The organism is Micromonospora echinaurantiaca (assembly GCF_900090235.1).
Lineage (GTDB): Bacteria > Actinomycetota > Actinomycetes > Mycobacteriales > Micromonosporaceae > Micromonospora > Micromonospora echinaurantiaca.
The window spans coordinates 4348881-4375057 of record NZ_LT607750.1 but is presented as its reverse complement, the minus strand read 5'-3'; the positions used below and the strand labels follow the sequence as shown (position 1 = coordinate 4375057).

At 73.4% G+C, this 26177-nt stretch carries 20 protein-coding genes and 1 pseudogene; 12 read left to right on the top strand and 9 right to left on the bottom strand.

From position 1 onward, the window contains the following. Positions 1-16: 16 nt before the first annotated feature. Positions 17-847 carry an alpha/beta fold hydrolase gene (locus tag GA0070609_RS19620; protein ID WP_088995132.1) on the bottom strand — a complete coding sequence of 277 codons (831 nt, stop codon included), beginning with the start codon at positions 845-847 and terminating at the stop codon, positions 17-19. 117 nt (positions 848-964) lie between these two features. Here GA0070609_RS19620 and GA0070609_RS19615 point away from each other — a divergent pair, with 117 nt between their 5' ends. Then, positions 965-1942, top strand: a complete 978-nt coding sequence (locus GA0070609_RS19615) for a sigma-70 family RNA polymerase sigma factor (protein ID WP_088995131.1) — start codon at positions 965-967, stop codon at positions 1940-1942. Here GA0070609_RS19615 and GA0070609_RS19610 read toward each other — a convergent pair. Next, positions 1856-2215: an STAS domain-containing protein gene (locus tag GA0070609_RS19610; RefSeq protein WP_157748253.1), complete on the bottom strand. Its 360-nt coding sequence runs from the start codon at positions 2213-2215 to the stop codon at positions 1856-1858. The two genes, GA0070609_RS19615 and GA0070609_RS19610, sit on opposite strands and share 87 nt — an antisense overlap. Before the next feature lie 79 nt (positions 2216-2294). Between GA0070609_RS19610 and GA0070609_RS19605 the strand changes: the two genes are divergently transcribed. After that, positions 2295-3539: an FAD-binding oxidoreductase gene (locus GA0070609_RS19605; protein ID WP_172899373.1), complete on the top strand. Its 1245-nt coding sequence runs from the start codon at positions 2295-2297 to the stop codon at positions 3537-3539. Between the two features lie 58 nt (positions 3540-3597). Here GA0070609_RS19605 and GA0070609_RS19600 read toward each other — a convergent pair whose 3' ends face one another. Continuing rightward, complete coding sequence (locus GA0070609_RS19600; protein ID WP_088997844.1) at positions 3598-4638, bottom strand: sodium:calcium antiporter; 1041 nt, start codon at positions 4636-4638, stop codon at positions 3598-3600. Positions 4639-4790: 152 nt separating this feature from the next. Between GA0070609_RS19600 and GA0070609_RS19595 the strand changes: the two genes are divergently transcribed. Continuing rightward, positions 4791-5870 carry a glycoside hydrolase family 19 protein gene (locus tag GA0070609_RS19595; protein ID WP_088995128.1) on the top strand — a complete coding sequence of 360 codons (1080 nt, stop codon included), beginning with the start codon at positions 4791-4793 and terminating at the stop codon, positions 5868-5870. Positions 5871-5888: 18 nt separating this feature from the next. On the opposite strand, the gene GA0070609_RS19590 is transcribed toward GA0070609_RS19595, so the two are convergent. After that, positions 5889-6869, bottom strand: coding sequence for an AraC family transcriptional regulator (locus tag GA0070609_RS19590; protein ID WP_088995127.1), 981 nt, complete (start codon positions 6867-6869; stop codon positions 5889-5891). Positions 6870-6950: 81 nt separating this feature from the next. Between GA0070609_RS19590 and GA0070609_RS19585 the strand changes: the two genes are divergently transcribed. Next, positions 6951-7784 (top strand): NAD(P)H-binding protein, encoded by an 834-nt coding sequence (locus GA0070609_RS19585; protein WP_197700170.1) that lies wholly within the window; start codon positions 6951-6953, stop codon positions 7782-7784. Between the two features lie 81 nt (positions 7785-7865). Here the strand turns inward: GA0070609_RS19585 and GA0070609_RS19580 are convergent, their stop codons facing one another. After that, on the bottom strand, positions 7866-9194 hold the full coding sequence (locus GA0070609_RS19580) for a carbohydrate-binding protein (RefSeq protein WP_088995125.1): 1329 nt from the start codon (positions 9192-9194) through the stop codon (positions 7866-7868). A 121-nt stretch (positions 9195-9315) separates the two neighbouring features. Between GA0070609_RS19580 and GA0070609_RS19575 the strand changes: the two genes are divergently transcribed. Continuing rightward, entirely contained in the window at positions 9316-9750 is a 435-nt protein-coding gene (locus GA0070609_RS19575) for an SAM-dependent methyltransferase (RefSeq protein ID WP_088995124.1), read from the top strand. Between the two features lie 93 nt (positions 9751-9843). Then, entirely contained in the window at positions 9844-10239 is a 396-nt protein-coding gene (locus GA0070609_RS19570) for an MmcQ/YjbR family DNA-binding protein (protein ID WP_088995123.1), read from the top strand. Between the two features lie 188 nt (positions 10240-10427). Here GA0070609_RS19570 and GA0070609_RS19565 read toward each other — a convergent pair whose 3' ends face one another. Further along, entirely contained in the window at positions 10428-11771 is a 1344-nt protein-coding gene (locus GA0070609_RS19565) for a glycoside hydrolase family 18 protein (RefSeq protein ID WP_088997843.1), read from the bottom strand. A 159-nt stretch (positions 11772-11930) separates the two neighbouring features. Between GA0070609_RS19565 and GA0070609_RS19560 the strand changes: the two genes are divergently transcribed. The 3 genes from GA0070609_RS19560 (at position 11931) to GA0070609_RS19550 (ending at position 16061) form a co-directional block, all read left to right on the top strand. Then, positions 11931-12827, top strand: coding sequence for a bile acid:sodium symporter family protein (locus tag GA0070609_RS19560; RefSeq protein ID WP_088995122.1), 897 nt, complete (start codon positions 11931-11933; stop codon positions 12825-12827). 102 nt (positions 12828-12929) lie between these two features. Continuing rightward, positions 12930-14576 (top strand): glycoside hydrolase family 10 protein, encoded by a 1647-nt coding sequence (locus GA0070609_RS19555; RefSeq protein WP_231928342.1) that lies wholly within the window; start codon positions 12930-12932, stop codon positions 14574-14576. A gap of 261 nt (positions 14577-14837) precedes the next feature. Next, the gene (locus GA0070609_RS19550; protein ID WP_088997841.1) at positions 14838-16061 is read left to right on the top strand and encodes a multidrug effflux MFS transporter; all 1224 of its coding nucleotides are present in this window, start codon (positions 14838-14840) and stop codon (positions 16059-16061) included. A 19-nt stretch (positions 16062-16080) separates the two neighbouring features. Here GA0070609_RS19550 and GA0070609_RS19545 read toward each other — a convergent pair. Both GA0070609_RS19545 and GA0070609_RS19540 read right to left on the bottom strand, forming a co-directional pair. Then, a pseudogene (locus GA0070609_RS19545) lies at positions 16081-16306 on the bottom strand (peptide chain release factor family protein); the annotation flags it as partial. A gap of 32 nt (positions 16307-16338) precedes the next feature. Beyond that, on the bottom strand, positions 16339-17526 hold the full coding sequence (locus tag GA0070609_RS19540) for an RNA ligase RtcB family protein (RefSeq protein WP_088995121.1): 1188 nt from the start codon (positions 17524-17526) through the stop codon (positions 16339-16341). A gap of 313 nt (positions 17527-17839) precedes the next feature. On the opposite strand from GA0070609_RS19540, the gene GA0070609_RS19535 reads away from it, so the two are divergent. The 3 genes from GA0070609_RS19535 (at position 17840) to GA0070609_RS19525 (ending at position 22189) form a co-directional block, all read left to right on the top strand. Beyond that, positions 17840-18244, top strand: coding sequence for a Fur family transcriptional regulator (locus tag GA0070609_RS19535; RefSeq protein WP_197700373.1), 405 nt, complete (start codon positions 17840-17842; stop codon positions 18242-18244). Positions 18245-18292: 48 nt separating this feature from the next. Continuing rightward, on the top strand, positions 18293-20524 hold the full coding sequence (gene katG, locus GA0070609_RS19530; protein ID WP_088995119.1) for a catalase/peroxidase HPI: 2232 nt from the start codon (positions 18293-18295) through the stop codon (positions 20522-20524). 288 nt (positions 20525-20812) lie between these two features. Then, entirely contained in the window at positions 20813-22189 is a 1377-nt protein-coding gene (locus GA0070609_RS19525) for an FAD-dependent oxidoreductase (protein WP_088995118.1), read from the top strand. 7 nt (positions 22190-22196) lie between these two features. Here GA0070609_RS19525 and GA0070609_RS19520 read toward each other — a convergent pair whose 3' ends face one another. Further along, positions 22197-26102, bottom strand: coding sequence for an AfsR/SARP family transcriptional regulator (locus GA0070609_RS19520; RefSeq protein WP_088995117.1), 3906 nt, complete (start codon positions 26100-26102; stop codon positions 22197-22199). Positions 26103-26177 lie beyond the last annotated feature (75 nt).

Genomic DNA, 26177 nt, shown 5'->3' with positions numbered 1-26177 from the left:
GCGACTGCGTCATGCCTCAGTTCGCCTTGTCCAGGAAAGCGAGGGTGACCGCGGCGAAGAGCGGGGACAGGAAGATGTCGTAGTGCGTCAGCCCGGGCAGGATGGCCAGGGCATGGCCGCCCGCCGGCCGGCCCTCGCCGGCCCAGCCGCCGTCGCGCAGCCCGCCGTCGAGCAGGTTGAAGACCTCGACGTAGTGGCTCGGCGGCGCCATGTCCGCGTCGGCGGCGACCACCAGCGTCGGCACCCGCAGGCCGCGCACCTCCTCGGTGAAGTCGAAGTCCTTCGCCATCGCCGCACCGATCTTGTCCAGCAGCCGCGGGAAATCCTCGGGGCGCGGCGCGACCCGCTGGTACAGCTCGTACATCGGGGTGTCCTTCATGAACTCGGCGGCCGCCCCGCTGACCTGGCCCTGCTGCTGGAGCATCTCCGGGTAGATGGCGCTGCGGCGGATGTTCGCCGACGCCGAGACCACCCGGCCCACCTTCTCCGGGTGCCGGATCGCGACCTGGAGCGCCACGCCGCCGCCGAGGGAGTAGCCGACGACGTCCGGCTTCTCCAGGCCGAGGTGGTCGATGAGGGCGGCGACGTCGTCGGCCATCAGCGTCACGTCCAGCGGCCGGTCGACGTCGGCGGTACGGCCGTGCCCCTGCAGGTCGACCGCGACGACCTGGTGGTGCTCGGCCAGCGTCGGCAGGATGGGCCCGAACATCTCACCCGAGCCGAGGCCGCCGTGCAGCAGGATCATCGGGCGGCCCGTCCCGTGCGTCTCGTAGTACAGGTGGACGCCGTTGACGTCGGCGTACTGCCCGGGGGTGGTGGTCTCGGCGCTCCACTGCGTGGTGGTCATGACGTGCTCCTCGTCTGCTGTCCGTGCTGAAGTGACGCCTGGTAGACCGGACCGGGACCGTGGACTCATCGGCGCGGGGGACATGAATTCCTCCGCTGGGCGGCTACGGTTGTCCGGGTGAGCGATGTGGCGACGAGCGCACCGATCGAAGCGCACCTGGAGGCGTACCGGCCGGAGCTGACCGGCTACTGCTACCGGATGCTGGGCTCCGCCTTCGAGGCCGAGGACGCCGTGCAGGACACGTTCGTCCGGGCCTGGCGCGGCTTCGACCGCTTCGAGGGGCGGGCGGCGCTGCGCACCTGGCTGTACCGGATCGCGACGAACGTCTGCCTGAGCATGCTCTCCAGCGCCCAACGTCGGGTCCGACCGATGGATCTCGGCCCCGCCGGGTCCGGTGCGGCCACCCACCCGGGCGAGCCGCGCCCGGAGGAGATCTGGGTGGGCCCGATGCCGGACGAGCGGGTCCTGCCCGAGGGCAGCGACCCGGCGGAGGTGGTCGCCGGGCGCGAGTCGGTCCGGTTGGCGTTCGTCGCGGCGCTGCAGCACCTGCCGCCGCGGCAGCGGGCCGTGCTGATCCTGCGCGAGGTGCTGGCCTGGTCGGCCCAGGAGGTGGCCACCCTGCTCGACACCTCGGTGGCGAGCGTCAACAGCGCCCTCCAGCGGGCCCGAGCCACCCTCGCGAGCGCCGACGTCAACGCCGACGTCCACCGGCCGATGGACGACGAGCAGCGGTCGCTGCTCACCCGCTACGTGCGGGCATTCGAGGCGTACGACCTGGAAGCGCTGACCGCCCTGCTGCACGAGGACGCGACGCTGTCGATGCCGCCGCTGCCGCTGTGGCTGCGCGGGCACGCCGACATCCTCGCCTGGATGTCCGGCACCGGCAGCGGCTGCCGCGGGTCCCGCCTGGTGCCGGTGGTGGCGAACGGCATGCCGGCGTTCGGGCAGTACCGGCCCAGCCTCGACGGCGCCGGGCACGATCCGTGGGCGCTGATCGTGCTGGAGCTCTCAGCCGGGCGGATCGCCGCGGTCAACAACTTCCTCGACACCGCCCGCCTGTTCCCGCTGTTCGGCCTGCCGGACCGGCTCGAATAGCGCGTCGGTCAGGCCGAACAGGCCGGCGAGCTCGCGCAGACCCGCGCCGGCGCCGCTGACCACGAGCCGCCAACCGTGCCGCCGCGCGGTCAGCCGCAGCCGGGCCAGCGCCTCGATGGTGACCAGGTCGGGGCGGGTCACGCCGGTCACGTCGCAGATCACCACGCCACGATCCCGGCCCCGCAGCACGTCGGCCAGGTCGGTGCAGAGGCCGGGCAGGTCCGCGCGGGTCACTGCGCCACCGACGGTGAAGCGGATCGTGGAGGTCGTCACCCGGGTAGGACCGGCGGGCGCCGGGAAAGTCATCGCTGTCGCAGCGATGACTCCGGGACGACCCCATGGTCTGACCGGCATGACGATTCAGCAGACACTGCGCATCGACGGCCGAGTCCTCCTGCCCGGGGACGCGGGCTACGACGACCACCGCAAGGCGCTCAATCCGGCGCTCGACCCCCGGCCCGCCGTCGTGGTCCGGGCCGCCGGCACCGCCGACGTACGCCGGGCGGTGCTGGCCGCGCGGCGCCACGCGCTGCCCTTCGCGGTCCAGGCCACCGGCCACGGTACGCACGTGGCGCACGACGGCGCGTTGCTGCTCCACACCGGCGCGATGGCGGCGGTCGTGGTCGACCCGGACCGCCGGATCGCCCGCGTCGGCCCCGGTGCCCGCTGGGGCGACGTGCTGCGGGCCGCCGCGCCGTTCGGGCTCGCACCGCTCTCCGGTTCCTCGCCCGACGTGGGGGTGACCGGCTACACCCTGGGCGGCGGCCTGGGCTGGCTGGCCCGGGCGCACGGCCTGGCGGCCGACAGCGTGCTGCGCGCACAGCTCGTCACGGCAGACGGCACGCTGCGGACGGTCAGCGCCGATCGTGACCCCGACCTGTTCTGGGCGCTGTGTGGTGGCGGCGGCTCGTTCGGCGTGGTCACCGCGCTCGAGTTCCGCCTCTACCCGGTCACCCGGGTGTACGCCGGCGCGCTCACCTTCGGGCGGGACCGGGCCGCCGAGACGCTCGGCTACTACCGGCAGTGGATCGAGCGGGTGCCGGACGCGCTCAGCTCCGCCGTGCTGCTCACCCGCGACGGGTCGCTCGTGCTGAAGGCCATGTACGCCGGCGACCCCGACCGGGGCCGCGCGCTGCTGGAACCGCTGCGCACGGTCGCCGGACCGGTCCTCGACGACGGCATGCGGGTCGTCGACTACGCCCACGCGGCGATGGGCGGGACCTTCGCGCGTACCTTCGACCAGGTCCGTACGCTCGACGACGACCTCCTCGCCGCACTGCTGGACGAGCCGGACAGCACGGTCGAGATCCGCCACTGGGGCGGTCGCATCGCCCGTGACTCCGGCGCCGCCGCCCATCGGGACGCGCCGCTGTCGATCGTCCTCGACACCGTCGCGTCGGCACGGACCGCGGCGGCGCTGGACCGCTGCGGGATCGGCAGCGGCTTCCTCAACTTCCTCCACGACCCGTCCCGGATGCCGTCGGCGTTCACCGCCGGGAACTGGGCGGCGCTGCGCCGGATCAAGGCGGCCCACGACCCGGACAACGTCTTCGGCGCCGGCCTCGCCGTCCCGCCCGCCGTGCTGACCGCCGCCTAGGTGTTCTGCCCGCTCGGCGCCGGCCCGTGGTGCCCGCGCCGCGGCCGCTGAGCGGCCGTCAGAGCGCGAGGATGAGGATCATGGCGGCGTAGCTCACCAGCAGCAGGATCCCTTCGAAGCCGAGCCGGCCCCATCCGCAGGTCTGGCGGATGAGCAGGCCACCGAGCAGCGTGGCGGTCATGAAGAGACTGGTGGTCGTGGCGAGCAGTTCGGCAGCGCCCGCGCTGTGGTAGATCGATCCCTGCCGGTAGGCCACGTCGCCGGCCACCAGGGTGAGCACGTCGAGGATGTTGCCGCCGAGCACGGCGGCGATGGCGAGGGTGACCGCGCCCCGGCGCACGGCGGCGATGGCGGTGACGGTCTCCGGTAGCGCGTTGACGATGCCCATGAGCACCGCCCCGACGAACCCGGCGGTGAGGCCGGTGACGTCGACGATGCTCTCGGCGGCCAGCGCCACGACCCACCCGCCGGCGGCGACCAGCAGCCCGACGATGGCGAACCGGGTCCACAGCCAACCGGGCGGTCGGCGGTTGAGGGGGTTCTCGTTGTGCGGGACGTCGGGTCGGGTCTCCGCGGTGGCGATCGCCTGCCACATCGGTTGTGCCCCGGCGCGGCGGATGAGCACCAGCCCGCCGACGTAGGCGGCGACGAGGACGGCCGACATCGGGTCCACCCCGGCGATGGTGGTCTCCGGGACGTAGCTGGCCAGCAGCGCGAGGGCGAGCAGCGCGATGAGCAGACAGCCCGAGAGCAGGTTCGACACCGACGCGGCGGCGTGTTCGAGATTCGCCCGTCGGTGGAAGGCGTCGGCGACGGCGACCGCCGTGGTCTGCGCGGCGATCCCACCCACGGCGTTGCTGTAGCCGAGGCTGGCCTCGCCGCTGCCGGCGGCGACGATGGTCATGATGACGCCCGACAGCCCGGTGACGAGGCCGAAGAACACCACCCCGAACAGGGCCTCGCCCCAGCCGGTGCGGTCGGCCAGGGCGTCGCCGAGGCCGGCCAGGCGGATGCTCCCCGCGACGGTGACGACCCCGGCCAGGACGAACACGCCGGCACTCCAGGGCAGGGGCCAGGGCAGAGCGGTCACGTCCGGCACCGGCCGGTGGTTCCCCGAACCGCGCCGGTGATGCACCGGCACCCCGAACGGGTCACCCCAGCAATAGTAAGGTTTGTGAACAGAAGATGTTACAGTCATCCCTGTCGATGGATGACCGGCCATCGGCCCGTCTCACCGGAAGGAGTGGTCAGATGCTCAGACTGCGCGCCCTGGTCGCGCTCGCGGCACTCGCTGTCGCCGGCGGACTGGTGGCGATCATCCCGTCGACCGCCGCGTCCGCCGCCGCCTGCGCGGCCCCCTGGCAGTCCTCGGCCGTCTACACCGGCGGCGCCCAGGTCTCCCACAACGGCCGCAACTACCAGGCGAAGTGGTGGACCCAGAACGAGGCACCGCCGGGCACCACCGGGGTCTGGCAGGACCTCGGCGCGTGCGGTGGTGGCAGCACGCCGCCCACGGGCAGCTGCAGCTACCCGAACTGGGTCGCCGGCACCTGGTACACCACCGGAGCCGTCGTGCGGTACACCAACGGCCTGTACTACATCGCCGAGCACGACAACCCGGGCTACGACCCCACCATCAGCACCTGGTACTGGGACCCCTACACCTGCGGCGGCACCCCGCCCACCAGCAGCCCGCCGCCCCCCAACCCCGGCGGCTTCGTGGTCAGCGAGGCCCAGTTCAACCAGATGTTCCCGAGCCGTAACTCCTTCTACACGTACTCCGGGCTCGTCGCCGCGCTCAGCGCCTACCCGGCGTTCACGAAGACCGGCAGCGCCACCGTCCAGCGCCAGGAGGCCGCGGCGTTCCTGGCGAACGTGCACCACGAGACCGGCGGACTCGTCCACATCGTGGAGCAGAACAGCGCGAACTACCCGCACTACTGCGACTACAGCCAGCCGTACGGCTGCCCCGCCGGGCAGGCGGCCTACTACGGGCGCGGGCCGATCCAGCTGAGTTGGAACTTCAACTACAACGCCGCCGGCAACGCCCTCGGCCTGCCCCTGCTCACCAACCCCTGGCTGGTGCAGAACGACGCCGCGGTGGCCTGGAAGACCGCCATCTGGTACTGGATGACCCAGAACGGGCCGGGCACCATGACCGCCCACAACGCGATGGTCACCGGCGCCGGGTTCGGCGAGACCATCCGCAGCATCAACGGCTCGATCGAGTGCAACGGCGGCAACCCCGCCCAGGTGCAGAGCCGGGTCACCAGGTACCAGCAGTTCGTCGGCATCCTCGGCGTGCCGGCCGGAGCCAACCTGTACTGCTGAGCCCCAACCCGGGCCTCGTCACCCGCTCGCGCCGAGGGCGACGAGGCCCGGTGCGCGGGCGGCGCCGCTGATGGCGGGCGAGGCCGTCGGCTCGACGCCGCGGCCGAGCCGGCGGTGCTGGCTGGGGCTGACGCCGCGGACCCGCTTGAAGGCGGCGCTGAAGGCGAACTCACTGGCGTAGCCGACCCGACGGGCCACGGCGGCGAGCGTCACCTCGCCGTCGGTCAGCAGCTCCGCGGCCAGCGCCATCCGCCACGAGGTCAGATAGGTCAACGGCGGCTCGCCGACCAGCGCCGTGAACCGCTTGCCCAGCGCCGCGCGGGACACCGCGGTGTGCGCCGCCAGCGCGGCGGTCGTCCACGGCCGGGCCGGGTCCTCGTGCATCGCGCGCAGCGCCGGGCCGACGACCGGGTCGGCGAGCGCCCGGTACCAGGCGGGCGGCGCGGCGTCCGGACCGTCGAACCACGCCCGCAGCGTGCAGACCAGCAGCCAGTCGAGCAACCGGTCCAGCACCACGGTCTGCCCGGCGCGATCCTCGGTGATCTCCGCGCTGATCAGGCGCAGGAGGCTGTCATCACAGGTCCCCGGCACGACGAGCGCCGGCGGCAGGGCGCCGAGCAGCCGACGCCCGGTGTCCTGGTCGTTCCGGTACACGCCGACGGCCAGCACGGTGGCGCCGTCGCCGGCGCAGATCTCGGACCGGACCGCGTCGCAGGCCGCCGGGTCCAGGCAGCGCACGTCGGTCGGTGTGACGCGCGGCGCCGGGCCGTCGGCGAACAGGAACGGTTCCGGCCCGCGAACCACCGCGATGTCGCCGGTCCGCAGCTGCCGCGGTTCCCCGCCGGTGGGCACCAGCCACCCCGAGCCGCGCGTCAGCACGCACAGGGTCAGGTCCGCCCCGTCGGCGAACCGGAGCGACCACGGCGCGGACAGCATCGTCTCGCCCAGCACGGCCCCGTTGCTGCGTACCCCGCGCAGCAGATCTCCCAGCACATCCACGGGTTTCACGGTAGCCGGACGGACATGCGCCGGAGCCGCTGACGTATGTCCCGGCCGGACGCGGCTCGGTTGACTGGACCCATGACCGCAGGAATGACCTTGGTATTGGGAAGCACCGGCAAGACCGGACGTCGGGTGGTGCGGCAGCTGCGGGCGCGGGGCCTGCCGACCCGTCCGGCGTCCCGCTCCGGGGAGGCGCACTTCGACTGGCGCGACCGCGCGACCTGGCCCGCCGTGCTGCGCGACGTACGCGCGGCGTACCTGGTGGCGCCGGAGGACGCCGACCTGGCCGCCGAGTTCGTCAAGACCGCGACGGCGGCCGGGGTCGAGCGGTTCGTGGCGCTCTCCGGACGCGGCGTGGACGTGTGGGCGCAGCGCGAGGGTGCCGACCAGAGCATGATCGCCACGGAGCACGCGGTGCGCGACTCCGGCGCCGAATGGTCGATCATGCGGGCGAACAACTTCGCCCAGAACTTCAGCGAGGACCTGTACCACGCGCCGCTGCTGGCCGGGCGGCTGGCGCTGCCGACGGGCGGCGTCCCGGAGCCCTTCGTCGACGCCGACGACCTGGCGGAGGTCGCGGTGGCGCTGCTGACCGAGGACGGGCACGCCGGCCGGACGTACGAGCTGTCCGGGCCGCGCGCCGTCAGCTACGCCGAGGCGGTCGACATCATCGCTCGCGTCAGTGGCCGGCCGATGCGCTTCGTGGAACTGACGCCGGCGGAGTACGAGGCGGAGCTGCGGGCGGGCGGCGTCGAGGACCCGTGGGTCGGGCTGCTCAGCTCGCTGTTCGAGGTCACCCGGGAAGGGATCCTGGCCGAGCCGGTGGACGGCGTCCGGCAGGTGCTGAACCGGGAGCCGGCGGACTTCGAGTCCTACGTCGCCGCGGCGGTGGCGGCGGGGGCGTGGCGCTGAGCCGGCAGCCGCCGGCGACCGCCCGCACCGGGCCGTGGATGCCAGGGCTCCGCCCGGCGCCCTGGCATCCGCACGCCCGGCTCAGCGGCCCTGGAGCGCCTTGACGTTGTCGCCGAAGGTCCAGCCCTTCGACCCGTCCCAGTTCAGCGACCAGGTCATCAGCCCCTTCAGGCCGCCGCGGTAGGTGTTCCACGCCTGCGCCACGGTCGCCGGGGGCATGTGGCCGCCGCCGGCGCCGGGTTGTGCCGGCAGGCCGGGGACCTGCTTGTCGTACGGAACGCGGATGGTGGTGCCCTGGATGACCAGGCCGGCGTTGAGGCAGTCGGTCTGGACGGTGAAGCCCTGCACGGTGCCGGCGGGGTAGGAGTCACCGGAGCAGCCGTACATGCTGCCGTTGTAGTACTGCATGTTCAGCCACCAGAGCCGCCCGTTGTCGGCGTACCGCTTGATGATCGGCAGGTACGCGCCCCAGATCGACCCGTAGGTGACGCTGCCGCCGGTGACGTACGCGGTCTCCGGCGCCATGGTGAGGCCGAAGGTCGGGGGCATCTGCGCGAGCACCCCGTCGATGATCCGGATCAGGTTCGCCTGCGACGTCGAGAGCTGGGAGATGTTCCCGCTGCCGGTGAGCCCGGTCTCGATGTCGATGTCGATGCCGTCGAAGTTGTACCGCTTGAGGATCGGCACGACGGTCGCGACGAACCGGTCGGCGACGGCGGACGAGCTGAGATCGATTCCGGCGGTGGCGCCGCCGATCGACATCAGGATGGTCAGCCCGGCAGCCTTGGCTCGGCACATCTCGGCGGGGGTGGGCACCCGTACCGTGGCGTCCATGCCGTCCTCCCACAGCACCGTGCCGTCGGCGCGGATCACCGGGAACGCCGCGTTGATCACGTTGTAGCCGTGTGCGGGGATCCGCGGATCGGTGATCGGGATCCAGCCCAGCGGTGGGTGGACGCCGTTCGCGGCGCCGTCCCAGTTCTCCCAGTAGCCCTGGAGCACCTTGCCGGGCGGCTTCGGCTTGCCCGCACAGGTCTCCGGGCCGGGCGGGGTGACCGTTGCGGTGGGCGTCGGGGTGGGGGTGGGCGACGAGGTGCCGGTGGGCGTGGGCGACGGCGCGCCGTCGCAGGCGCCGAGATCGGTCCAGAGCGACGGGGTGGCGGCCGGGTTCCAGCCGGCGCCCGGTGGTGGGGTGTGGGTCACCAACGCCTGGTACGACCGGCCCGCGTAGCTGACCCGGCTACCGGCGGGGTAGGTGGTGCCCTCCGCCCAGGCCGGCGCCGTGCAGACGATCATGGTGTGCTGGCCGGTCGTGGTCGCCGCGAAACCGTCCACTCCCGGCAGTGCCGCGAGGGTGGCCACCAGCGCCACGCCGGCCAGTGCGGCGGGCATCGTCCGTCGAAGTCCCATGACATTCCTCCTCGTCGATGAATGCGAGATTATCAATTAACTTTCTTAAAAGTAAGAGCCGGCGTGCGCCGGCGCGGTCGGCGGGCCGCCCACCGGGAGTGGATCGCTTATCCTGGCGCTCGTGCCGGCCCGCCTGTCGCCCCGCCTCGCCGCGATCGTGGACGCCCTTCCGCTCCAGCCGCACTCCCGCGTCCTGGAGATCGGGTGCGGTCCCGGCGCGGCCGCGCGCGCGGTAGCCGCCCGGCTCACCACCGGCCACATCCTGGCCATCGACCGGTCCGCCAGCGCCGTCGACCAGGCGCGGGCCGCGGCGGCGGCCGAGATCGGGTCGGGCCGGATGAGCGTCCGGCAGGTAGCGGCCGAGGACTTCGTGCTGGAGCCGGGGGAGGAGCCGTACGACATCGTGTTCGCCGTCCGGGTCGGCGCGCTGGACGGGCGGCACCCCGAGGCCGGTCGGCAGGCGCTGCGCCGGATCGCGATGGCGACCACCGCGGCCGCCCGGCTCTTCGTCGACGGCGGCGATCCGCTGCGCGCGCTGGACATCCCGCGGCCCTGAGCCGGCGACGGACGCCGGGTCGACGTGGTCGGCGTGGTCGGGGCGGCGGCTAACCTGTGCGCATGCGGGTTGCGACCTCCGGCGGCGACGTCGATGGCTGACGCGGACGACGTCCGTCGCCTGGCCCTCGCCCTGCCGCACGTGATCGAGATCGACAGCGAAGGCTTCGACTTCCGGGTGGCCGACAAGGGCTTCGTCTGGTCCTATCCGGAGCGCAGCCCGGGTCGGCCGCGGGTCATCCGGACCGACATCGCGGTGCTGTACGTGGGCGACGAGGCGGAGAAGCAGGCCCTCCTGCTCGGCGAGCCGGAGCTGTTCTTCACCACGCCCGCCTATGACGGGTTGCCGCTGGTCATGGTGCGGTTGGCGGAGGTGAGCGCGGCACGCCTGCACGAACTCGTCACCGACGCGTGGCGGATGCGCGCCCCCGATGCGCTCCACGGCGACCTCGACGAGCGCGCCGGCCCGTCCAGCGCGACCCCGGCCTGAGCGACCCCGGCCCGGGGCGATCCCGACCTTGGGCGATCCGGCCGGACCCCCAACGGCCGTCCGGTCGACCGGTCGGCGCGGTCCGCGGGCGAACGGCCACCGGTCCGCCGCCGGGCGATTCGGCGGCGGACCGGTGGGGATCGTCGGATCGGGTGGCGGGAGTGCCGGGCGGGCCGCCCGAGGTACGGCTACCGGGTGGCGAGCCCGAGGCTGATCGTCCTGGTCAGCGTCGCGTTGTCGTCGTCGCCGTCCAGCGACCAGATCATCGCGCCGCCCAGGCCGGCCCGCCGGATGTACAGCGTCTTCTGCAGCACGACCACCGGATCGTCGTACGTCCAGAAGGTCGTACCGTCGAACAGCCAGGCGTGCCCGGCGCGCAGGTCACGGTGGACCGCGTAGCCCTTGCCGGGCAGGGTCTTGAGCTGCTTGTAGTCCTCGAACCCGGCGGCGTGGGTGGCCGGGGCGGGCCCGGCGGCGGGCTGGAACAGGCCGTTGCCGCCGCCGGTGACGCCGGTCCAGCCCTGGCCGTAGTACGGGATGCCGAGGACCAGCTTGCCGCGCGGGGCGCCGCGGGCGATCCAGCCGTCGATGGCCACCTCGACGGAGAAGTCCGGGTTGTCCGGCGCGCCCGCCGGCACGCGCAGCGCCGACTGCTGGTTCGTCACCGTCTCCCAGGTGCCGTGGAAGTCGTACCCCTGCACGGTGGCGAAGTCCAGGTACCGGAAGATCTTGCGGCCCTCGTAACCGGCGTCCATCGCCGCCGGGTTCGCCGGCAGGAAGGCGGTCAGTTGGTAGTGCTTGCGGGTCTGCCGGCCGTACGCGTCGAGTTGCCAGCGGAACTCGGCGAGCAGCTTGGTGAAGTTCTCCCGGTCCTCCGGGCGGACCACGTTGCCCGGCTCGCCCGGCCAGTTCGGCCACTCCCAGTCCAGGTCGATGCCGTCGAACACGCCGGCGGCGGAACCGGGGCCGCCGCTGCCGCCGTCGAGGATCGGGAGGTTGCCCTTGAGGTAGAGGTCGATGCAGGAGGCGACGAACGCCTTGCGGGACGCGTCGGTGCGGGCGGCGTTCGAGAAGTACGTCGACCAGCTCCAGCCCCCCAGCGAGATCATCACCTTCAGGTCGGGGTGCTTAACCTTCAGCTTGGCCAGCTGGCCGAAGTTGCCGTTGAGTGGTTCGCCCCAGGCGTCGGCGACGCCGTCGACGCTCTCCTCCGCCGGGACCGGACGCTGGTAGTCGGCCCAGGCGTCGCCCTCGCCCGGCCCACCGTCCAGATAGCAGCGACCGTCCTCGCTGACGTTGCCGAAGGCGTAGTTGACGTGGGTGAGCCGGCTCGCTGCCCCTGAGGTGTCGAGCTTGCGGACCGGGAAGGCCCGACCGTAGATGCCCCACTGGGTGAAGTAGCCGACCCGGTGGTAACCGGCGGAGTGTCGCCCGCCGTCACCCGCGCTCGCGGCGGTCGGCGGTGCGCCGGCGACCAGCACGGTCACCAGGGCGGCGAGGGCGGTGAGGCGGCGGTGACGGAATGGTCGCATCGGCACTCCCACGAGGACGGAGCGAAGAATTAGTTAAGACACCTTTCTGATCGATGAAGCTAAGCGGATCACCGCCGCCGGTCAAGGGCCCCCGGGTCGCCGGCGGCCGGCCGCACGGGGGATTGTGAGGCGGTTACCGGGCGGTCACCATGTCGTGTCATGGACTCGGCGCTGACCCTGATCGGACTGCCCATCGCCCTCGGCGTCATCATGCTCGGCCTGGGTCTCGGGCTGACCGTCGACGACTTCCGCCGGGTGGCCCACCATCCGAAGGCCGCCGTCATCGCGTTGGTGTGCCAGGTGCTGCTGCTGCCGGCGCTCTGCTTCGCCCTGGTGCTCGCCTTCGACCTGGCACCGGAACTGGCCGTCGGGATGATGCTGCTGGCCGCTTCCCCCGGCGGCACCACCGCCAACCTCTACAGCCACCTGTTCGGCGGGCACGTGGCCTTGAACATCACCCTGACCGCCATCAACTCGGTGCTCGCCGTGTTCACCCTGCCGGTCGTGGTCAACCTGTCGGCGGGACACTTCCTGGCCGACGGGCGCAGCATCGGCCTGCAGTTCGACAAGGTGCTGCAGGTGTTCGCCATCGTCCTCGTCCCGGTCGCGATCGGCATGCTGATCCGGGCCCGGGTGCCGCGCGTCGCCGAACTGCTCAACCGTCCGGTCCGGATCCTCTCCGTCGTCGTGCTGGTCGCGGTGATCGCCGGCGCGGTGCTCGGCGAACGGGAGAACATCGCCGACTACTTCGTCTCGGTCGGCCTGGCCGTGCTCGCGTTCAACCTGCTGAGCCTCGCGATCGGCTACGGGGTGCCACGGTTGGCCGGGGTCGACCGGCCGGCCGCGACGGCGGCCGGCTTCGAGATCGGCATCCACAACAGCACCCTGGCCATCACGATCGCGCTCAGCCCGGCGCTGCTCGACAACACCCGGATGGCGATCCCGGGGGCCGTGTACGGCATCGTCATGTTCTTCACCGCGGCAGCCTTCGGCTACCTGGTGACCCGCGTCGGCGCCCGGCCCGCCGCCACGTCGACCGGCTCCGCGCCCGCGTGAGGCGCTGACCGGCGTGTCGTTCGGCCCGGCGGCGGCTTAGCTGATCGTTAAGTAATCGGCCCGGCTGTTCATCCGGCGGGCCGGGCTGGGCAGACTGGGGCGATGTCCGCCGCCGAACCGTCCGCTCCCGCCAGCCACCGCCGTCGTACCAAGGCCCCGGTCGCGGTGCTCGTCGCGCTCGCGGTGGCCGTCGGGGCCGGCGCCTGGTCGCTGCGGGACCGGGTCGTCGGCGAGGGTATGCGGGGTGACGCGGCCGCCGTCCGCGCCACCCCGGACGGCGGCGCCGCCGACTGCGCCGGGCGGCCCATCCAGGCGCCCCGCGAGCTGCGCGGGATGTGGATCACGACGGTGAACAACATCGACTGGCCGAGCCGGCGCGGGCTGCCGACCGAGACGGTGCAGGCGGAGTTCCGGGCCTGGCTGGACCTGGCCGTCCGGAACAACCACAACGCGGTCTTCGTGCACGTGCGACCGAGCGGGGACGCGCTCTGGCCGTCCAGCTACGCGCCCTGGTCGGAGTGGCTGACCGGGCGCCGCGACGGCCGCGACCCGGGCTGGGACCCGATGGAGTTCATGGTCGCCGAGGCGCACGCCCGCAACCTGGAGTTCCACGCCTGGTTCAACCCGTACCGGGGCGGGCAGCCGGCCACCGTGGGCGGGCCCGGCCCCCGGCTGGACCAGTTGGCGCCGACGCATCCGCTGCGTCGACACCGCGACTGGGTGGTGACCTACCCCAGCGCCGACCAGCGCGGCAGCCGCCTCTACTTCAACCCGGGCATCCCCGAGGCGCGCAGGTTCGTCGAGGACTCGATGCTGGAGGCGGTCCGCCGCTACGACGTCGACGGGGTCCACTTCGACGACTTCTTCTACCCGTACCCCGAGGCCGGGCAGGACTTCCCGGACGACGCGGCGTTCGCCCGGTACGGCCGGGGCTTCCCGGACAAGCACGCCTGGCGCCGGCACAACGTGAACACGCTGGTCCGCGAGATGAGCGAGCGGATCAAGGAGATCAAGCCGTGGGTGAAGTTCGGCATCAGCCCGTTCGGCATCTGGCGCAACAAGCGCACCGACCCGGCCGGCTCGGCGACCGCCGGGTTGCAGAGCTACGACGCCATCTACGCCGACACCCGGCTCTGGGTACGCGAGCAGTGGCTCGACTACGTCGTGCCGCAGCTCTACTGGCACATCGGGTTCGACAAGGCCGACTACGCCAAGCTGCTGCCGTGGTGGACGGCCACCGTGAAGGGCACCCGGGTGCAGCTCTACATCGGCCAGGCCGACTACCGGGTGGGCGAGCGCGGCGCCTGGCGCGACCCGGCCGAGCTGGACCGCCAGCTCGCCCTCAACCGGCGGCACGGCGTGCACGGAAGCGTGCACTTCAGCGCCAAGCAGGTACGCGCCGACCGGCTCGGCGCGGTCAGCCGCTACCGCGCGGCGCACTACGCCGGCCCGGCGCTGGTGCCCACGATGGCGCAGCTACCGGCGGCGCCCCCGGCCGCCCCCACGGTCACCGAGGTGCGGCGCGCGGACGACGGCGGAGTCGCGTTGGCCTGGCGCGGCGACGGCGCGACCAGCTTCGCCGTCTACCGGGTGGACGGCGACACCGCCCGGCTCGTCGGCACCACCCGCGGCTCCGGCTGGGTCGACCGCAGCGCACCGGCCGAGGGCTCGCTCACCTACTGCGTGTCCGGCCTGGACCGCAGCGGGAACTCCGGCGGCCTCAGCGCGCCGGTCCCGGTCGCCGGCTGAGCCGACAGCTGGCCGCCCGGCCGACTCCGCCGCGCCCCGCCGGCGCATCCCCGACCTGAGGACGGAGCCGGACGATCGCCTGTGACCTCCGTTACCTCGGGCCGGACCGGGAATCAGATCACCGGATCCGGATTTGGAGTCAGGTGTGACTCCTGACCTGTTTCCCGCCCGACTGCCCGCCGACCGGTCGGAGTCGATCCGATGACCGCCACCGTCGACGTCCCCGAGGCTGCGGCGGCTCCGCTGACGCCCGGTGACCTGATGAGCGCCCGGCAACGCCTGCGGCTGGTCCTCGTGCTCGGGTCGCTGATCGCGGTCGGGCCGTTGACGATCGACATGTACCTGCCCGCGCTCCCCGCGATCGTCGCTGACTTCCACACCACGTCGGCCGCGGTCCAGCTGACCCTCACCGGCACGCTGGCCGGCCTCGCCCTCGGCCAGTTGCTGATCGGCCCGCTCTCCGACGCCGTCGGCCGGCGCGGGCCGCTGATCGCCGGCATCGCGCTGCACGTCGTGGCGTCACTGCTCTGTGTCGTCGCACCGAACATCGCGGTGCTCGGTGCCCTGCGGGTGGTGCAGGGCCTCGGCGTCGCGGCGGCCTCGGTGGTCGCGATGGCCGTGGTCCGCGACCTGTTCAACGGCGCGGCCTTCGCCCGGCTGCTGTCCCGGCTGCTGCTGGTCATGGGTGCCGCGCCGATCCTCGCGCCGACCCTCGGCGGCGGGCTGCTGCGCTGGACGGACTGGCGCGGCGTGTTCGTGGCCCTGGCCGCGTTCGGGGTGCTGCTCGTCGTGGTCGCCGTCCTCGGCCTCCGCGAGACGCTGCCGGCCGATCGCCGCCGGCCGCTCGGGCTGGCCGCGACGATGAGCGGGTACGGTTCGCTGCTGCGGGACCGGACGTTCGTGGGCCTGGTCCTGGTCGCCGGACTGGCCATGGCGGCGCTGTTCGCGTACGTGGCCGGGTCGTCGTTCGTGCTGCAGGAGCAGTACGGCCTGGACGAGCAGCAGTTCGGGCTGGCCTTCGGCGCCGGGGCGGTCGGGCTGATCGCGGCGACCCAGTTCAACGTACGGCTGCTGCGCCGCTATCCGCCGCAGCGGATCCTCGTCGTGGCCCTGGGCGTGGGGACCGCGGCGGGGCTGGCGATGCTCGGCTTCGCGGCGACCGGGCTCGGCGGGCTGCCGAGCCTGCTGGTGTCGCTGTGGGTGGTGCTCGCCGCCGCGGGCCTCGCCATGCCGAACGCGCCGGCCCTGGCGCTGTCCCGGCACGGGGAGGCGGCCGGCACCGCCTCCGCGCTGCTCGGCGCCGTGCAGTTCGGCGTCGGCGCGCTGGCCGCGCCGCTGGTCGGTGTGCTGGGCACCGGCGCGGTGGCGATGGCCGTGGTGGTCGCCGGTGGCATGGTGGCCGCGACGGCGGTGCTGCTGGTGGTCGTCCGGCCGGCCCGGCTCGCCGAGCTGGGCTCGGACCCGGTGGTCGTGGCGGCGCACTGACGAACCGTCGCGCCGGCGGTCACGGGCGTTCGACCCGGATGGGGTGGCCGCGGACGAGGTCGTCGTGGATGCGCCACCGGGCGGTGTCGGCGGCCTGCCGCGCCGCCTCGTCCCCCCGGCTCCACGCGCTGCCGCAGCAGCTCGATCGCGGTGCGGCGGTTGAGGCTGAACCGCCGTTCGGTGTCGACCACGACGACCAGGCCCGTGGGGCGGTGGGTGGCCCGGACCGCCGTGCTGACCCTGTTCCCGTCCCCGGCGGAGAGCAGCAGGTGGACGCTCATCGCCGGCCTCGCCGGCGGCGGTCGTCCCGGCGGTCCGGCCGGGGCGTGGACCCGACGTCGGGCGTCTTGTAGGTGACCACCGGAACCGTGGTGGCCACCGGGCTGGCCAGGCCGTGGTCGACGAGGTCGCCGATCACCCGCTCGATGCGCTTGTAGGCCGTGGGCGCCTCCTCGAAGAGCAGTTGGCGGTCGCCGCAGACCACCAGCGACCCCACCGGGGTGCGGCGCAGCTCCTCGACGGTGTGCTTGACCCGGCCCCGGCGCAGCGCGTCGGCGCGGGACATCTTCCGCCCCGCGCCGTGCGCCACCGAGTGGTTGGCCTCCGGCCCGGCGTGGGCGGCCACCAGGTGGGAGGGGGTGCCGCGGGTGCCGGCGACCAGCACGTCCCGGCCGTCGCCCGGCGCCGCGCCCTTGCGGTGCAGGTAGACCCCGTCGCGGCGCTGCACCAGGTTGTGGCACTGGTCGACCACCGGCTCGGTCGGCTCGGCCCCGAGGGCGTACGCCACCCGGGCGGCCAGCAGCCGCCGGTTGAGCGATCCCCACCGTACGGCGTCGTCATGCGCCGCCAGGTAGGCGGCGGGGTCCGGGGTGGGGCCGGCGCCGTGGACCTCGGTGTGCGCCCGCAGGATGCGCTCGCCCAGCCCGCGGGAACCGCTGTGCACGACGAGCACGAGGTCGCCGGCGTCGAGCCCGAGTCGGCTCGCGTGGCCGGGCTCGAAGACGGTGCCGATCCGGGCCAGTTCGACGAAGTGGTTACCCCGGCCGACCGTCCCGAGCCCGTCGACGTGGCCGGCGGGCACCTCGCCGGTCAGGACGGACCAGGCCGGGTCGTCGGCGTCCCGGTCCGGGTCGAGCGCGCGGTCCAGGTCGGGGAACCGGGCGGCGAGCTTCTCGGGTACGACGCGCCGGAGGTTGATCGGGAACACCGCGATGCCGCATCCGATGTCGGAGCCGACCAGGAACGGGTACAGCTCGGTCGACGTCATGGCGGCGCCGATCGGCGCGCCCTTGCCGGGGTGCAGGTCCGGCATGCCGGCGACGTGGATCATGCCGTCGAGGGTGGCGACCTGGTGGCACTGGGCGACCGCGTCGGACTCGATCCAGCTGGTGGGGGAGGCGAAGACGGTGACGGTGGCGGAGGTGGGCTGCGGCAGGGACTCCTGCCGGACGTGCTGCTGGGACAACGACGCTCACTTCTCGGGGAGAGGGATGGACGGAAGGGCACGGCGGCGCCCTGGCGGCGCTGCGGGGGCGCTGCGGGGGCCTCGGTGCGTGGCGAGGGTCCGTCAGAACGTCATGGAGGTCACCCTGCCGGAGCCGGCCGTACGGCGGCAAACGACTTTCGATGGCGGCCGGACCCCGCCCGCCGAGGTCCGGTGAGCTGGCGGGGGCGGACGGCCCTGGCCGGGCCGAGGTGACGTCCGAGATTTTTTCTTGACTCATTCCAGAAAACCGGCCAGACTTCCGGGCGTGGCCACGGCTCTGGACTTCCAGCAGATGCTGCGCGGGGCCGCGTTGCGCGTGACCCGTCCCCGGGTGGCGGTGCTGAACGCGGTGCACGCGCACCCGCACGCCGACACCGACGCGATCATCGGTGCCGTGCGCAGGCACCTCCCCGAGGTGTCCCGCCAGGCGGTGTACGACGTGCTCCGCGCGCTGACCGCCGCGGGCCTGGTGCGGCGCATCGAGCCGCCCGGCAGCGTGGCCCGCTACGAGGCGCGGACCGGGGACAACCACCACCACGTGGTGTGCCGGTCCTGCGGCCTGATCGCCGACGTCGACTGCGCCGTCGGCGCGGCGCCCTGCCTGACCGCGTCCGACGACCACGGTTTCTCGATCGACGAGGCCGAGGTCGTCTACCGGGGCCGCTGCCCCGACTGCTCCACCGCTGGCAACTCCTGATCCCACTGTTCCGCCCACCACGGAAGGAATGCGTTGTCCGAGAACCCGATGTCCCAGCACCACGAGGCCGTCGTCCACGACGCGGAGGCGGGCAGCGAGTCCCGCTGCCCGGTCGCGCACGGTCGCGCCCCCCACCCGACGCAGGGCGGCGGCAACCGCGGCTGGTGGCCGGAGAGCATCAACCTCAAGATCCTCGCCAAGAACCCCGCGGTGCGGAATCCCCTCGGTGAGGAGTTCGACTACGCCGCGGCGTTCCAGAGCCTCGACCTGGCCGCCGTGAAGCGCGACATCGCGGAGCTGCTGACCACCTCGCAGGACTGGTGGCCGGCCGACTTCGGCCACTACGGCCCGCTGATGATCCGGATGGCGTGGCACAGCGCCGGCACCTACCGGATCAGCGACGGCCGGGGCGGCGCCGGCGCCGGCATGCAGCGCTTCGCGCCGCTCAACAGCTGGCCGGACAACGGGAACCTGGACAAGGCCCGCCGCCTGCTGTGGCCGGTCAAGAAGAAGTACGGTCAGCGGATCTCCTGGGCCGACCTGATGATCCTCGCCGGCAACGTCGCCCTGGAGTCGATGGGCTTCAAGACCTTCGGCTTCGCCGGCGGCCGGGCCGACGTCTGGGAGCCGGAGGAGGACGTCTACTGGGGCCCCGAGACCACCTGGCTGGGCAACCAGCGCTACACCGGCGACCGGGAGCTGGAGAACCCGCTCGCCGCGGTGCAGATGGGCCTCATCTACGTCAACCCCGAGGGTCCGAACGGCAACCCGGACCCGGTCGCCTCGGCCCGGGACATCCGCGAGACGTTCCGCCGGATGGGGATGAACGACGAGGAGACGGTCGCGCTGATCGCCGGCGGCCACACCTTCGGCAAGACCCACGGCGCCGGCCCGGCGGACCACGTCGGCCCGGAGCCGGAGGCCGCCCCGATCGAGCAGCAGGGCCTGGGCTGGAAGAGCAGCTTCGGCACCGGCAAGGGCGCGGACACGATCACCAGCGGCCTCGAGGTGACCTGGACCTACCACCCGACCCGGTGGGACAACGAGTTCTTCCACATCCTGTTCGCCTACGACTGGGAGCTGGTGAAGTCGCCGGCGGGTGCCAACCAGTGGCGGCCGAGGAACGGCGCGGGCAGCGACATGGTGCCGGAGGCGCACGATCCGACCAAGCGCCGCGAGCCGCGGATGCTGACCAGCGACCTGGCCCTCCGGTTCGACCCCGTCTACGAGCAGATCTCCCGGCGCTTCCACGAGCACCCGGACGAGTTCGCGGACGCCTTCGCCCGGGCCTGGTTCAAGCTGACCCACCGCGACATGGGCCCGATCCAGCGCTACCTCGGCCCCGAGGTCCCCACCGAGGTACTGGTCTGGCAGGACCCGGTCCCGGCGGTGGACCACGAGCTGGTCGACGCCGACGACGTCGCCGCCCTCAAGGCGCAGATCCTCGCCTCCGGCCTGTCGGTGCCCCAGCTGGTCTCCACCGCCTGGGCGTCGGCGTCGACCTTCCGCGGCGGCGACAAGCGCGGCGGCGCCAACGGCGCGCGCATCCGCCTGGAGCCGCAGAACAGCTGGGAGGTCAACGACCCCGACGAGCTGGCGCGGGTGCTGCGCACCCTGGAGGGCATCCAGGAGTCGTTCAACGCCGCCCAGACCGGCGGCAAGAAGGTCTCGCTCGCCGACCTGATCGTGCTCGCCGGCGGCGTCGGCGTCGAGCAGGCCGCGCGGAACGCCGGCTTCGACATCGACGTTCCCTTCACCCCGGGACGCACCGACGCGACCCAGGAGCAGACCGACGTCGAGTCGTTCGCGGCGATGGAGCCGGCCGCTGACGGGTTCCGCAACTACCTCGGCAAGGGCAACCGCCTGCCGGCCGAGTTCCTCCTGGTCGACAAGGCGAACCTGCTGACCCTGACCGCGCCCGAGATGACCGTCCTCGTCGGTGGTCTCCGCGTCCTGGGCGCCAACTACCAGCAGTCGCCGCTGGGTGTCCTCACCAGCACCCCGGGCTCGCTGACGAACGACTTCTTCGTCAACCTGCTCGACCTGGGCACCACGTGGCGGGCGACGTCCGAGGACGCGAACACCTTCGAGGGTCTCGACGCCGCCACGGGTGAGGTCCGGTGGACCGGCAGCCGCGTCGACCTGGTCTTTGGGTCCAACTCGGAGCTGCGCGCGCTCGCCGAGGTCTACGCGGGCGACGACGCGCGGGAGAAGTTCGCCCGGGACTTCGTCGCGGCGTGGGTCAAGGTGATGAACCTGGACCGGTTCGACCTCGCCTGATCCCGACCTGCGGGCCGGTCGGCGTACGCCGACCGGCCCGCCCGTCGTCGGTCCGGCTGTCGGTACCGTCGCCGGTGGCCGGCCGCACACCCGCCGGACCCTGCCCCACTGCCGAGCAGCATGGTGCGGCCGGGCAGCGGCGGTACGACGCCTGATTTGTCGGAAACCCGTCCGGGCGGTGGCCCGTGGTCCGTGCGACGATCGTCGGGCGGCTCGTCCGCCGGCCCGCCCAGGCACGATCGCCGCCAGGCGAGCAGAGGCCACACCTCGTACCCCTTGGAGAGCACCATGTCCCTCTCCCCGGCTCGGGTCTTCGCGGCGCTGAACGCGGTGCGACCCCCCGAGCGGTCGTGGCCGGTGCTGGGCAAGGCCGTGGTGGTCGGCGGCAGCGTCGCGGGGCTGCTCGCCGCGCGGGTGCTCTCCGACCACGCGGAGAGCGTCGTCATCCTCGACCGGGACGACCTGCACGCGCCCGGCGGGCGGCCCGGGGTGCCACAGGGGACGCAGCTGCACGCGCTGCTGCCCGGCGGCTTCCTCCAGCTCGAGCAGCTGTTTCCCGGGTTCCGCGAGCAGGCCCTGGCCCAGGGGGCGGTGGAGGCCCCGCCGGCAGCCCGGCGGAGCTACCTCGACGGCCGACGGAAGGTCGTCGTACCCGACGACGCCGACAGCCTGGCGGGCAGCCGGCCGCTGCTGGAAGGGCTGATCCGCCAGCAGGTGCTCCGCCTGCCCAACGTCAAGACGGTCACCGCCCGCGCCACCGGCCTGGTGGTCGACGGCGCCGTGACCACCGGGGTGCGCTTCGACGTCGACGGGATGTCCGGCGTCGAGAGCGGGGACCTCGTGGTGGACGCCATGGGCCGGTCGAGCCGGCTGTCCGACTGGCTGGAACAGGCCGGCTGGGAGCGGCCGGTCACCCGGCGGATGACCGTGCACCTCAACTACGCGACGGCGCTGTTCCGCCGCCGGGAGGCGGATCCGGACCTGACGGTCGTCATGGCGCTGCACACCCCGAGGGTGGCGTCCGACGTGGCCGGGGCCGCGTTCTTCGCCATCGAGGACGGCCGGTGGATGGCCATGATGGCCGGCTACGGCGACAACCGGCCGGGGCGTACCGCCGAGGACTTCGTCCGCCGGCTGCGGGAGCAGTTCCCACCGGAGTTCGGCGAGGTCGCCGGCAGTGAACTGCTCGGCGACGTGCAGACCTACCGCCACGCCGACAGCCGGCGGCGGGAGTTCGCCGCGCTGCAGCGGTTCCCGGCCGGGCTGATCAGCGTCGGCGACGCGGTGGCGTCCTTCAACCCGGTGTACGGGCAGGGGATGACGGCGGCGGCGCTGCACGCGGCCTGCCTGTCGACGTACCTGCGGTCCGGGCCGGATCTGCGGGTGCCCGCGCGCCAGTTCCTCGCCCTGCAGAAGGTGGTGGTCGACGCCGCCTGGTCGATGTCGACCTCCGCCGACCTGGCGCTGCCGCACGTCGACGGGCCCTACCCGCGCGGCTACCGGCTCTCCAGCTGGGTCAGCCGGCAGATCGTCACGGCGACCGTCACGGACGTGCCGACCGCCCGGCGCTTCAACGACGTCGTCTCCATGCGCGCGCACCCACGCTCGCTGGCCACGCCCGGCGTGGTCCTCGGCGCCCTGCGCGCCAACCTGCGGGCCCGCTGAGCGTCGCTCACCGCCGCCGGACGCCGACGGTGCCGACCCGGCCAGCGACGGCTGCCGCCCCGGACCGGTCCGCGCCGCCGTGGTCGCCGTCGCCCGGCCGGCGGTGGTCGGCGGCACGCGCCGTCCGGCGGTCCGGATCGGTGTCGGCCAGGAACCTCTCGATCCCGGGATCGCGGCCGGTCACGCAGTTGTCCAGGATCTCCCGCGCGGCGGCCCGGCTCGACTCGGCGAGGCCGAGGTCCCCGGTCATCTCGTGCACCCGGGCGGACTGCCGCAGCACGATGCCGTACAGGAAGGGGCGGCCCAGGCCCTCGGCGAGGTGACCCGCGCGGTGCAGGTCGGCGAGGGCGGCCTCGGCTTCGCCGCGGCGCACCGCGACCTCGGACCGGACGATCAGGCCGTGCCATTCCGCCTCGCCGTATCCCACCTCGCGGGCCTCGGCGATGCCATGGTCCAGCCACGAGCCGGCCTCCTCGGCCCGGCCCTGCCGGACCAGGGCCCGGCCGACCGACACGCGGGACATCGCCAGGAACCGGTCGCCGAGCGCCTGCCGGGCCGCCAACGCGCGGCGGGCGAAGCGCTCCGCGGCCGCCGGGCGGCCCAGGACGTCGTACGCCTCGCCGAGGTTGTGCAGGCTGACCGCCATGTTGAAGCCGTTACCCGCCTTCCGGTACAGCCGGTACGCCTGGACGAAACAGGAGACGGCGTCGGCGGGCCGCTCGATCTCGTAGTAGATCAACCCGATGATCTGCAACGTCGTCGCCTGCAGCGGGTCACCGGTCCGCTTCCGGATCGCCAGCGCGGCCTCGAGCTGCGCCAGCGCTTCCTGCTGGTGACCGAGCCGGTGCCGGGCCAGCCCCAGTGAGGTCAGGGCCAGCGACTCACCCGCCAGATCGCCGGCGGCGGCGTCCCGGGCGAGCGCCGCGAGCTCACCGAGCTCCGCCCAACGGGACCGGGGCGCCAGGTAGGGGCCGATCGCCCGCAGCAGATCCAGTGCGGCCGTGCCGGGATGACGGCGGGCGACGGCCAGCAGCGTGGGGAGTTCGCGCTCCAGCCAGCCGTTGGCGGCCGTCGGGTCGGGGAAGGTCACCGCGTGCGGGGACTCGACCGGCCCACGGTCGAGCGGTCCCGGCCGGACGATGTTGGCCGCCCGCCAGGCGGTCGCCACGTAGTAGGCGATGATCCGCTCGGCGGCGGCGCGCGTCTCGGGCCCGCCTCCGTCGGCGTCGATCAGTTCCTGGCCGGTGAGCCGCAGCAGGTCGTGCAGGCGGTACCGGTCGGACTCGAGCAGCTCCAGCAGCTGCAGTTCGACCAGGCGTTCCACGACGGCGTCGGCTCGGGCCGCCGGCACGTCCAACAGCGCGGAGACGGCGGCGGCGTCGAACGGCTGCACGGCCAGCTCCGCCAGCAGGCGGAACGCCTGGGCCGCCTGCTGGTCCACCAGGGTCCCGGATTCGTGTAGCTGCTGATACCCGGAGCGCAGGCAGGCCCGGACGCTGAACTGGGGGAGCTCCAGCAGGTCCAGCCGGTTGCGCTCGTCGGTCAGCCGGTCCGCCAGCCGCTGGAGCGACAGCGCCGGGTGGGCGGCCAACCGGGCACCGACCACCCGCAGCGGCAACGGAAGGTGCTCGCACAGCCGGCCGAGCCGGGCGGCCTGCTCCGGCTCCGCGGCCACCCGTTCCGCACCGACCAGCTCGGCGAGCATCCGTACGGACTCCGCGGGTGACAGCGGGCCGACCGGCACGTGCACCGCGCCGTCCAGCGAGTTGAGCATTATCCGGCTGGTCACCAGCACCAGGCAGTCCGCCGACGCGGGCAACAGCGTGGCGACCTGGTGCGCGTCGATGGCGTTGTCGAGCAGGATCAGCACCTTGCGGCTGGCCGACAGGGAGCGGAACTGGGCGGTCGCCTCCGCGTGGTCGCCACTGATCGCCGAGGCGGGCAGGCCCAGGCCGGTCAACAGCCGGGTCAGTGCCGCGAGCGGCGTGAGCGGGGTGAGCGCCGGGGTGGAACCCTGCAGGTCCAGGTAGAGCTGGCCGTCCGGGAACCGGTCGGCGAACCGGTGCGCCAGCCACACCGCCAGGGTCGACTTTCCGGAGCCGGCGGGGCCGTTGAGGGCGAGCACGGCCGGACGCGCTCCGGTGCGGGACGCACCGGCGGCGAGCCGCAGGGCGGTGCGCTCCCGAACCCGGCCGACCAGTACGGCTGGCGCGGGCGGCAACTGCCGCGGTCGGACCCCGGCCGGTTCCGCCGACGGCGCCGGACCGGTGACCGGATCGCCGGGCGTCCAGAGCGTCTTGTCATGCGTCAGCACCGCACGGTGGGCCTGCCGCAGATCCGGCCCCGGTTCGATGCCGAGCTGCTCACGCAGGGCCAGCCGGGCACGTTCGTACGCCTCCAGCGCCCCCGCCGGATCGCCGGCCTGGCTGAGCCCGTTCATCAACAGGGCGTGCGCCCGTTCCCGGGTCGGATTGGCGGCGACGTGCCGGCGCAGCAGCGGCACCGCGTCCTTCGCCCGATCCAGGCGCAACAGCAGGGCGGCCTGCTCCTCCACGGCGTAGGTGAACTCCGCGTCGAGCTGCGCCGTGTACCAGCTGAGCAGCGGTCCGGTTCGTACGTCGGCGAGCGTCACTCCGCGGCGCAGGGCGAACGCCCGGTCCAGCAGGGACAGCGCCTGATCCTGATCGTTGCCGGTCCGGGCGGCGCCGGTCAGCTGCCGGAAGGTCTGCGCGTCGAGCTGGTCCGGCGTCAGGTGCAGGACGTAACCGTCCCGGGCGGGCACCAGCAGGTCCTGACCGGTCGGGCCGAGGTGGTGCCGGACGGCGTCGACGAGTTCGCGCAGTTCGGCGTGGGCCGCCGCGGGCGGATCCATGCCCCAGATCTCCTCCGCCAGGGTGTCGAGATCGACGGGGTCACCGGCCCGCACCAGCAGGCAGGCCAGCACGATGCGGGAGCGGGGTGGGAGGGCCGGCAGCGCCGAGCCGTCGCGTTCCACCCGCAGCGGGCCGAGCAACCCGAACCACAGCACCTCGCCGGCCGACGCACCACGTCGCTCCGGCGCCGCGGTCCTGGTCCGGGCGTCGGCGGTCGGCTGGCCCGTCGGCCGCGGCGCACCGCGGCGGACCTCCTGGTGGAGGTCCTTCACCACCGGCTCTGGTACGACCTGGAGGCTGGGGTCGTTGCGCAGGATCAGGTCGCGTAGCCGGGCCAGCTCCGGGGTCGGGTCGACGCCGAGCTCCTGGACCAGGCGGCGGCGGAACTGGTCGAAGCGGTCCAGCGCCTCGCCCGGCCGGTTGGTCAGGTACAGCGCCCGCATGAGCCGGCCGACCAGCGGTTCGCGCCACGGGTACGCCTCGACGAGTTCCAGCAGCCGGCCGATCACCTCGTCGTACCGGCCGAGGCCCAGTTCGAGATCGAGGCACCGCTCGACCACCGTCATCCGGCGCTCGTCGAGGCGTTGGGCGGCGGCGGTCAGCGCCGGCGTACGCAGGCCGTCCAGCGCCGGGCCGTGCCACAGCGCCAGCGCCTCCCGGAGGCTGGCCACGGCGGCCTCCGGCGCGCCCTGGTCGAGGTGCCGGTCGGACTGGCGGACCCGTGCCTCGAAGACGTCCAGGTCGAGCTGACCGTCGGCGACCGTCAGCAGGTAGCCGGAGCCCTGGGTGCCGATGACGTCGGCGGGAAGTCCGGCCTCGCGCATCGCTCGCCGCGCGGCGGCCACCCGGTTGCGGACCTGCACCTCGGCGCTCGCCGGGGGATGGTCGCCCCAGGCGGCGTCCACCAGCCGGGAGACCGGGACCAGGCGGTTGGCTTCCAGCAGCAGCGCGGCCATCATGGCCTGGCTACGCGGGCCGCCCACGGGTACCGGCCGGTCGTCGACGCGCACCTCGACCGGACCGAGCAGCCGGAACGTCACCGCTGGCACCTGTTCGCCCTCCGAAGCGCCGGTCAGGGCGACCGCGATCGGTGGCTCGCGGTCGCCGTGTCAGGC

Bases quoted from the DNA above. Each gene is read 5' to 3' on its own strand.
- GA0070609_RS19620 (WP_088995132.1), bottom strand. From the start codon at position 847: ATGACCACCACGCAGTGGAGCGCCGAGACCACCACCCCCGGGCAGTAC.
- GA0070609_RS19605 (WP_172899373.1), top strand. From the start codon at position 2,295: ATGACGATTCAGCAGACACTGCGCATCGACGGCCGAGTCCTCCTGCCC.
- GA0070609_RS19595 (WP_088995128.1), top strand. From the start codon at position 4,791: ATGCTCAGACTGCGCGCCCTGGTCGCGCTCGCGGCACTCGCTGTCGCC.
- GA0070609_RS19585 (WP_197700170.1), top strand. From the start codon at position 6,951: ATGACCGCAGGAATGACCTTGGTATTGGGAAGCACCGGCAAGACCGGA.
- GA0070609_RS19580 (WP_088995125.1), bottom strand. From the start codon at position 9,194: ATGGGACTTCGACGGACGATGCCCGCCGCACTGGCCGGCGTGGCGCTG.
- GA0070609_RS19570 (WP_088995123.1), top strand. From the start codon at position 9,844: ATGGCTGACGCGGACGACGTCCGTCGCCTGGCCCTCGCCCTGCCGCAC.
- GA0070609_RS19565 (WP_088997843.1), bottom strand. From the start codon at position 11,771: ATGCGACCATTCCGTCACCGCCGCCTCACCGCCCTCGCCGCCCTGGTG.
- GA0070609_RS19560 (WP_088995122.1), top strand. From the start codon at position 11,931: ATGGACTCGGCGCTGACCCTGATCGGACTGCCCATCGCCCTCGGCGTC.
- GA0070609_RS19555 (WP_231928342.1), top strand. From the start codon at position 12,930: ATGTCCGCCGCCGAACCGTCCGCTCCCGCCAGCCACCGCCGTCGTACC.
- GA0070609_RS19550 (WP_088997841.1), top strand. From the start codon at position 14,838: ATGAGCGCCCGGCAACGCCTGCGGCTGGTCCTCGTGCTCGGGTCGCTG.
- GA0070609_RS19535 (WP_197700373.1), top strand. From the start codon at position 17,840: ATGCTGCGCGGGGCCGCGTTGCGCGTGACCCGTCCCCGGGTGGCGGTG.
- katG (WP_088995119.1), top strand. From the start codon at position 18,293: ATGTCCCAGCACCACGAGGCCGTCGTCCACGACGCGGAGGCGGGCAGC.
- GA0070609_RS19525 (WP_088995118.1), top strand. From the start codon at position 20,813: ATGTCCCTCTCCCCGGCTCGGGTCTTCGCGGCGCTGAACGCGGTGCGA.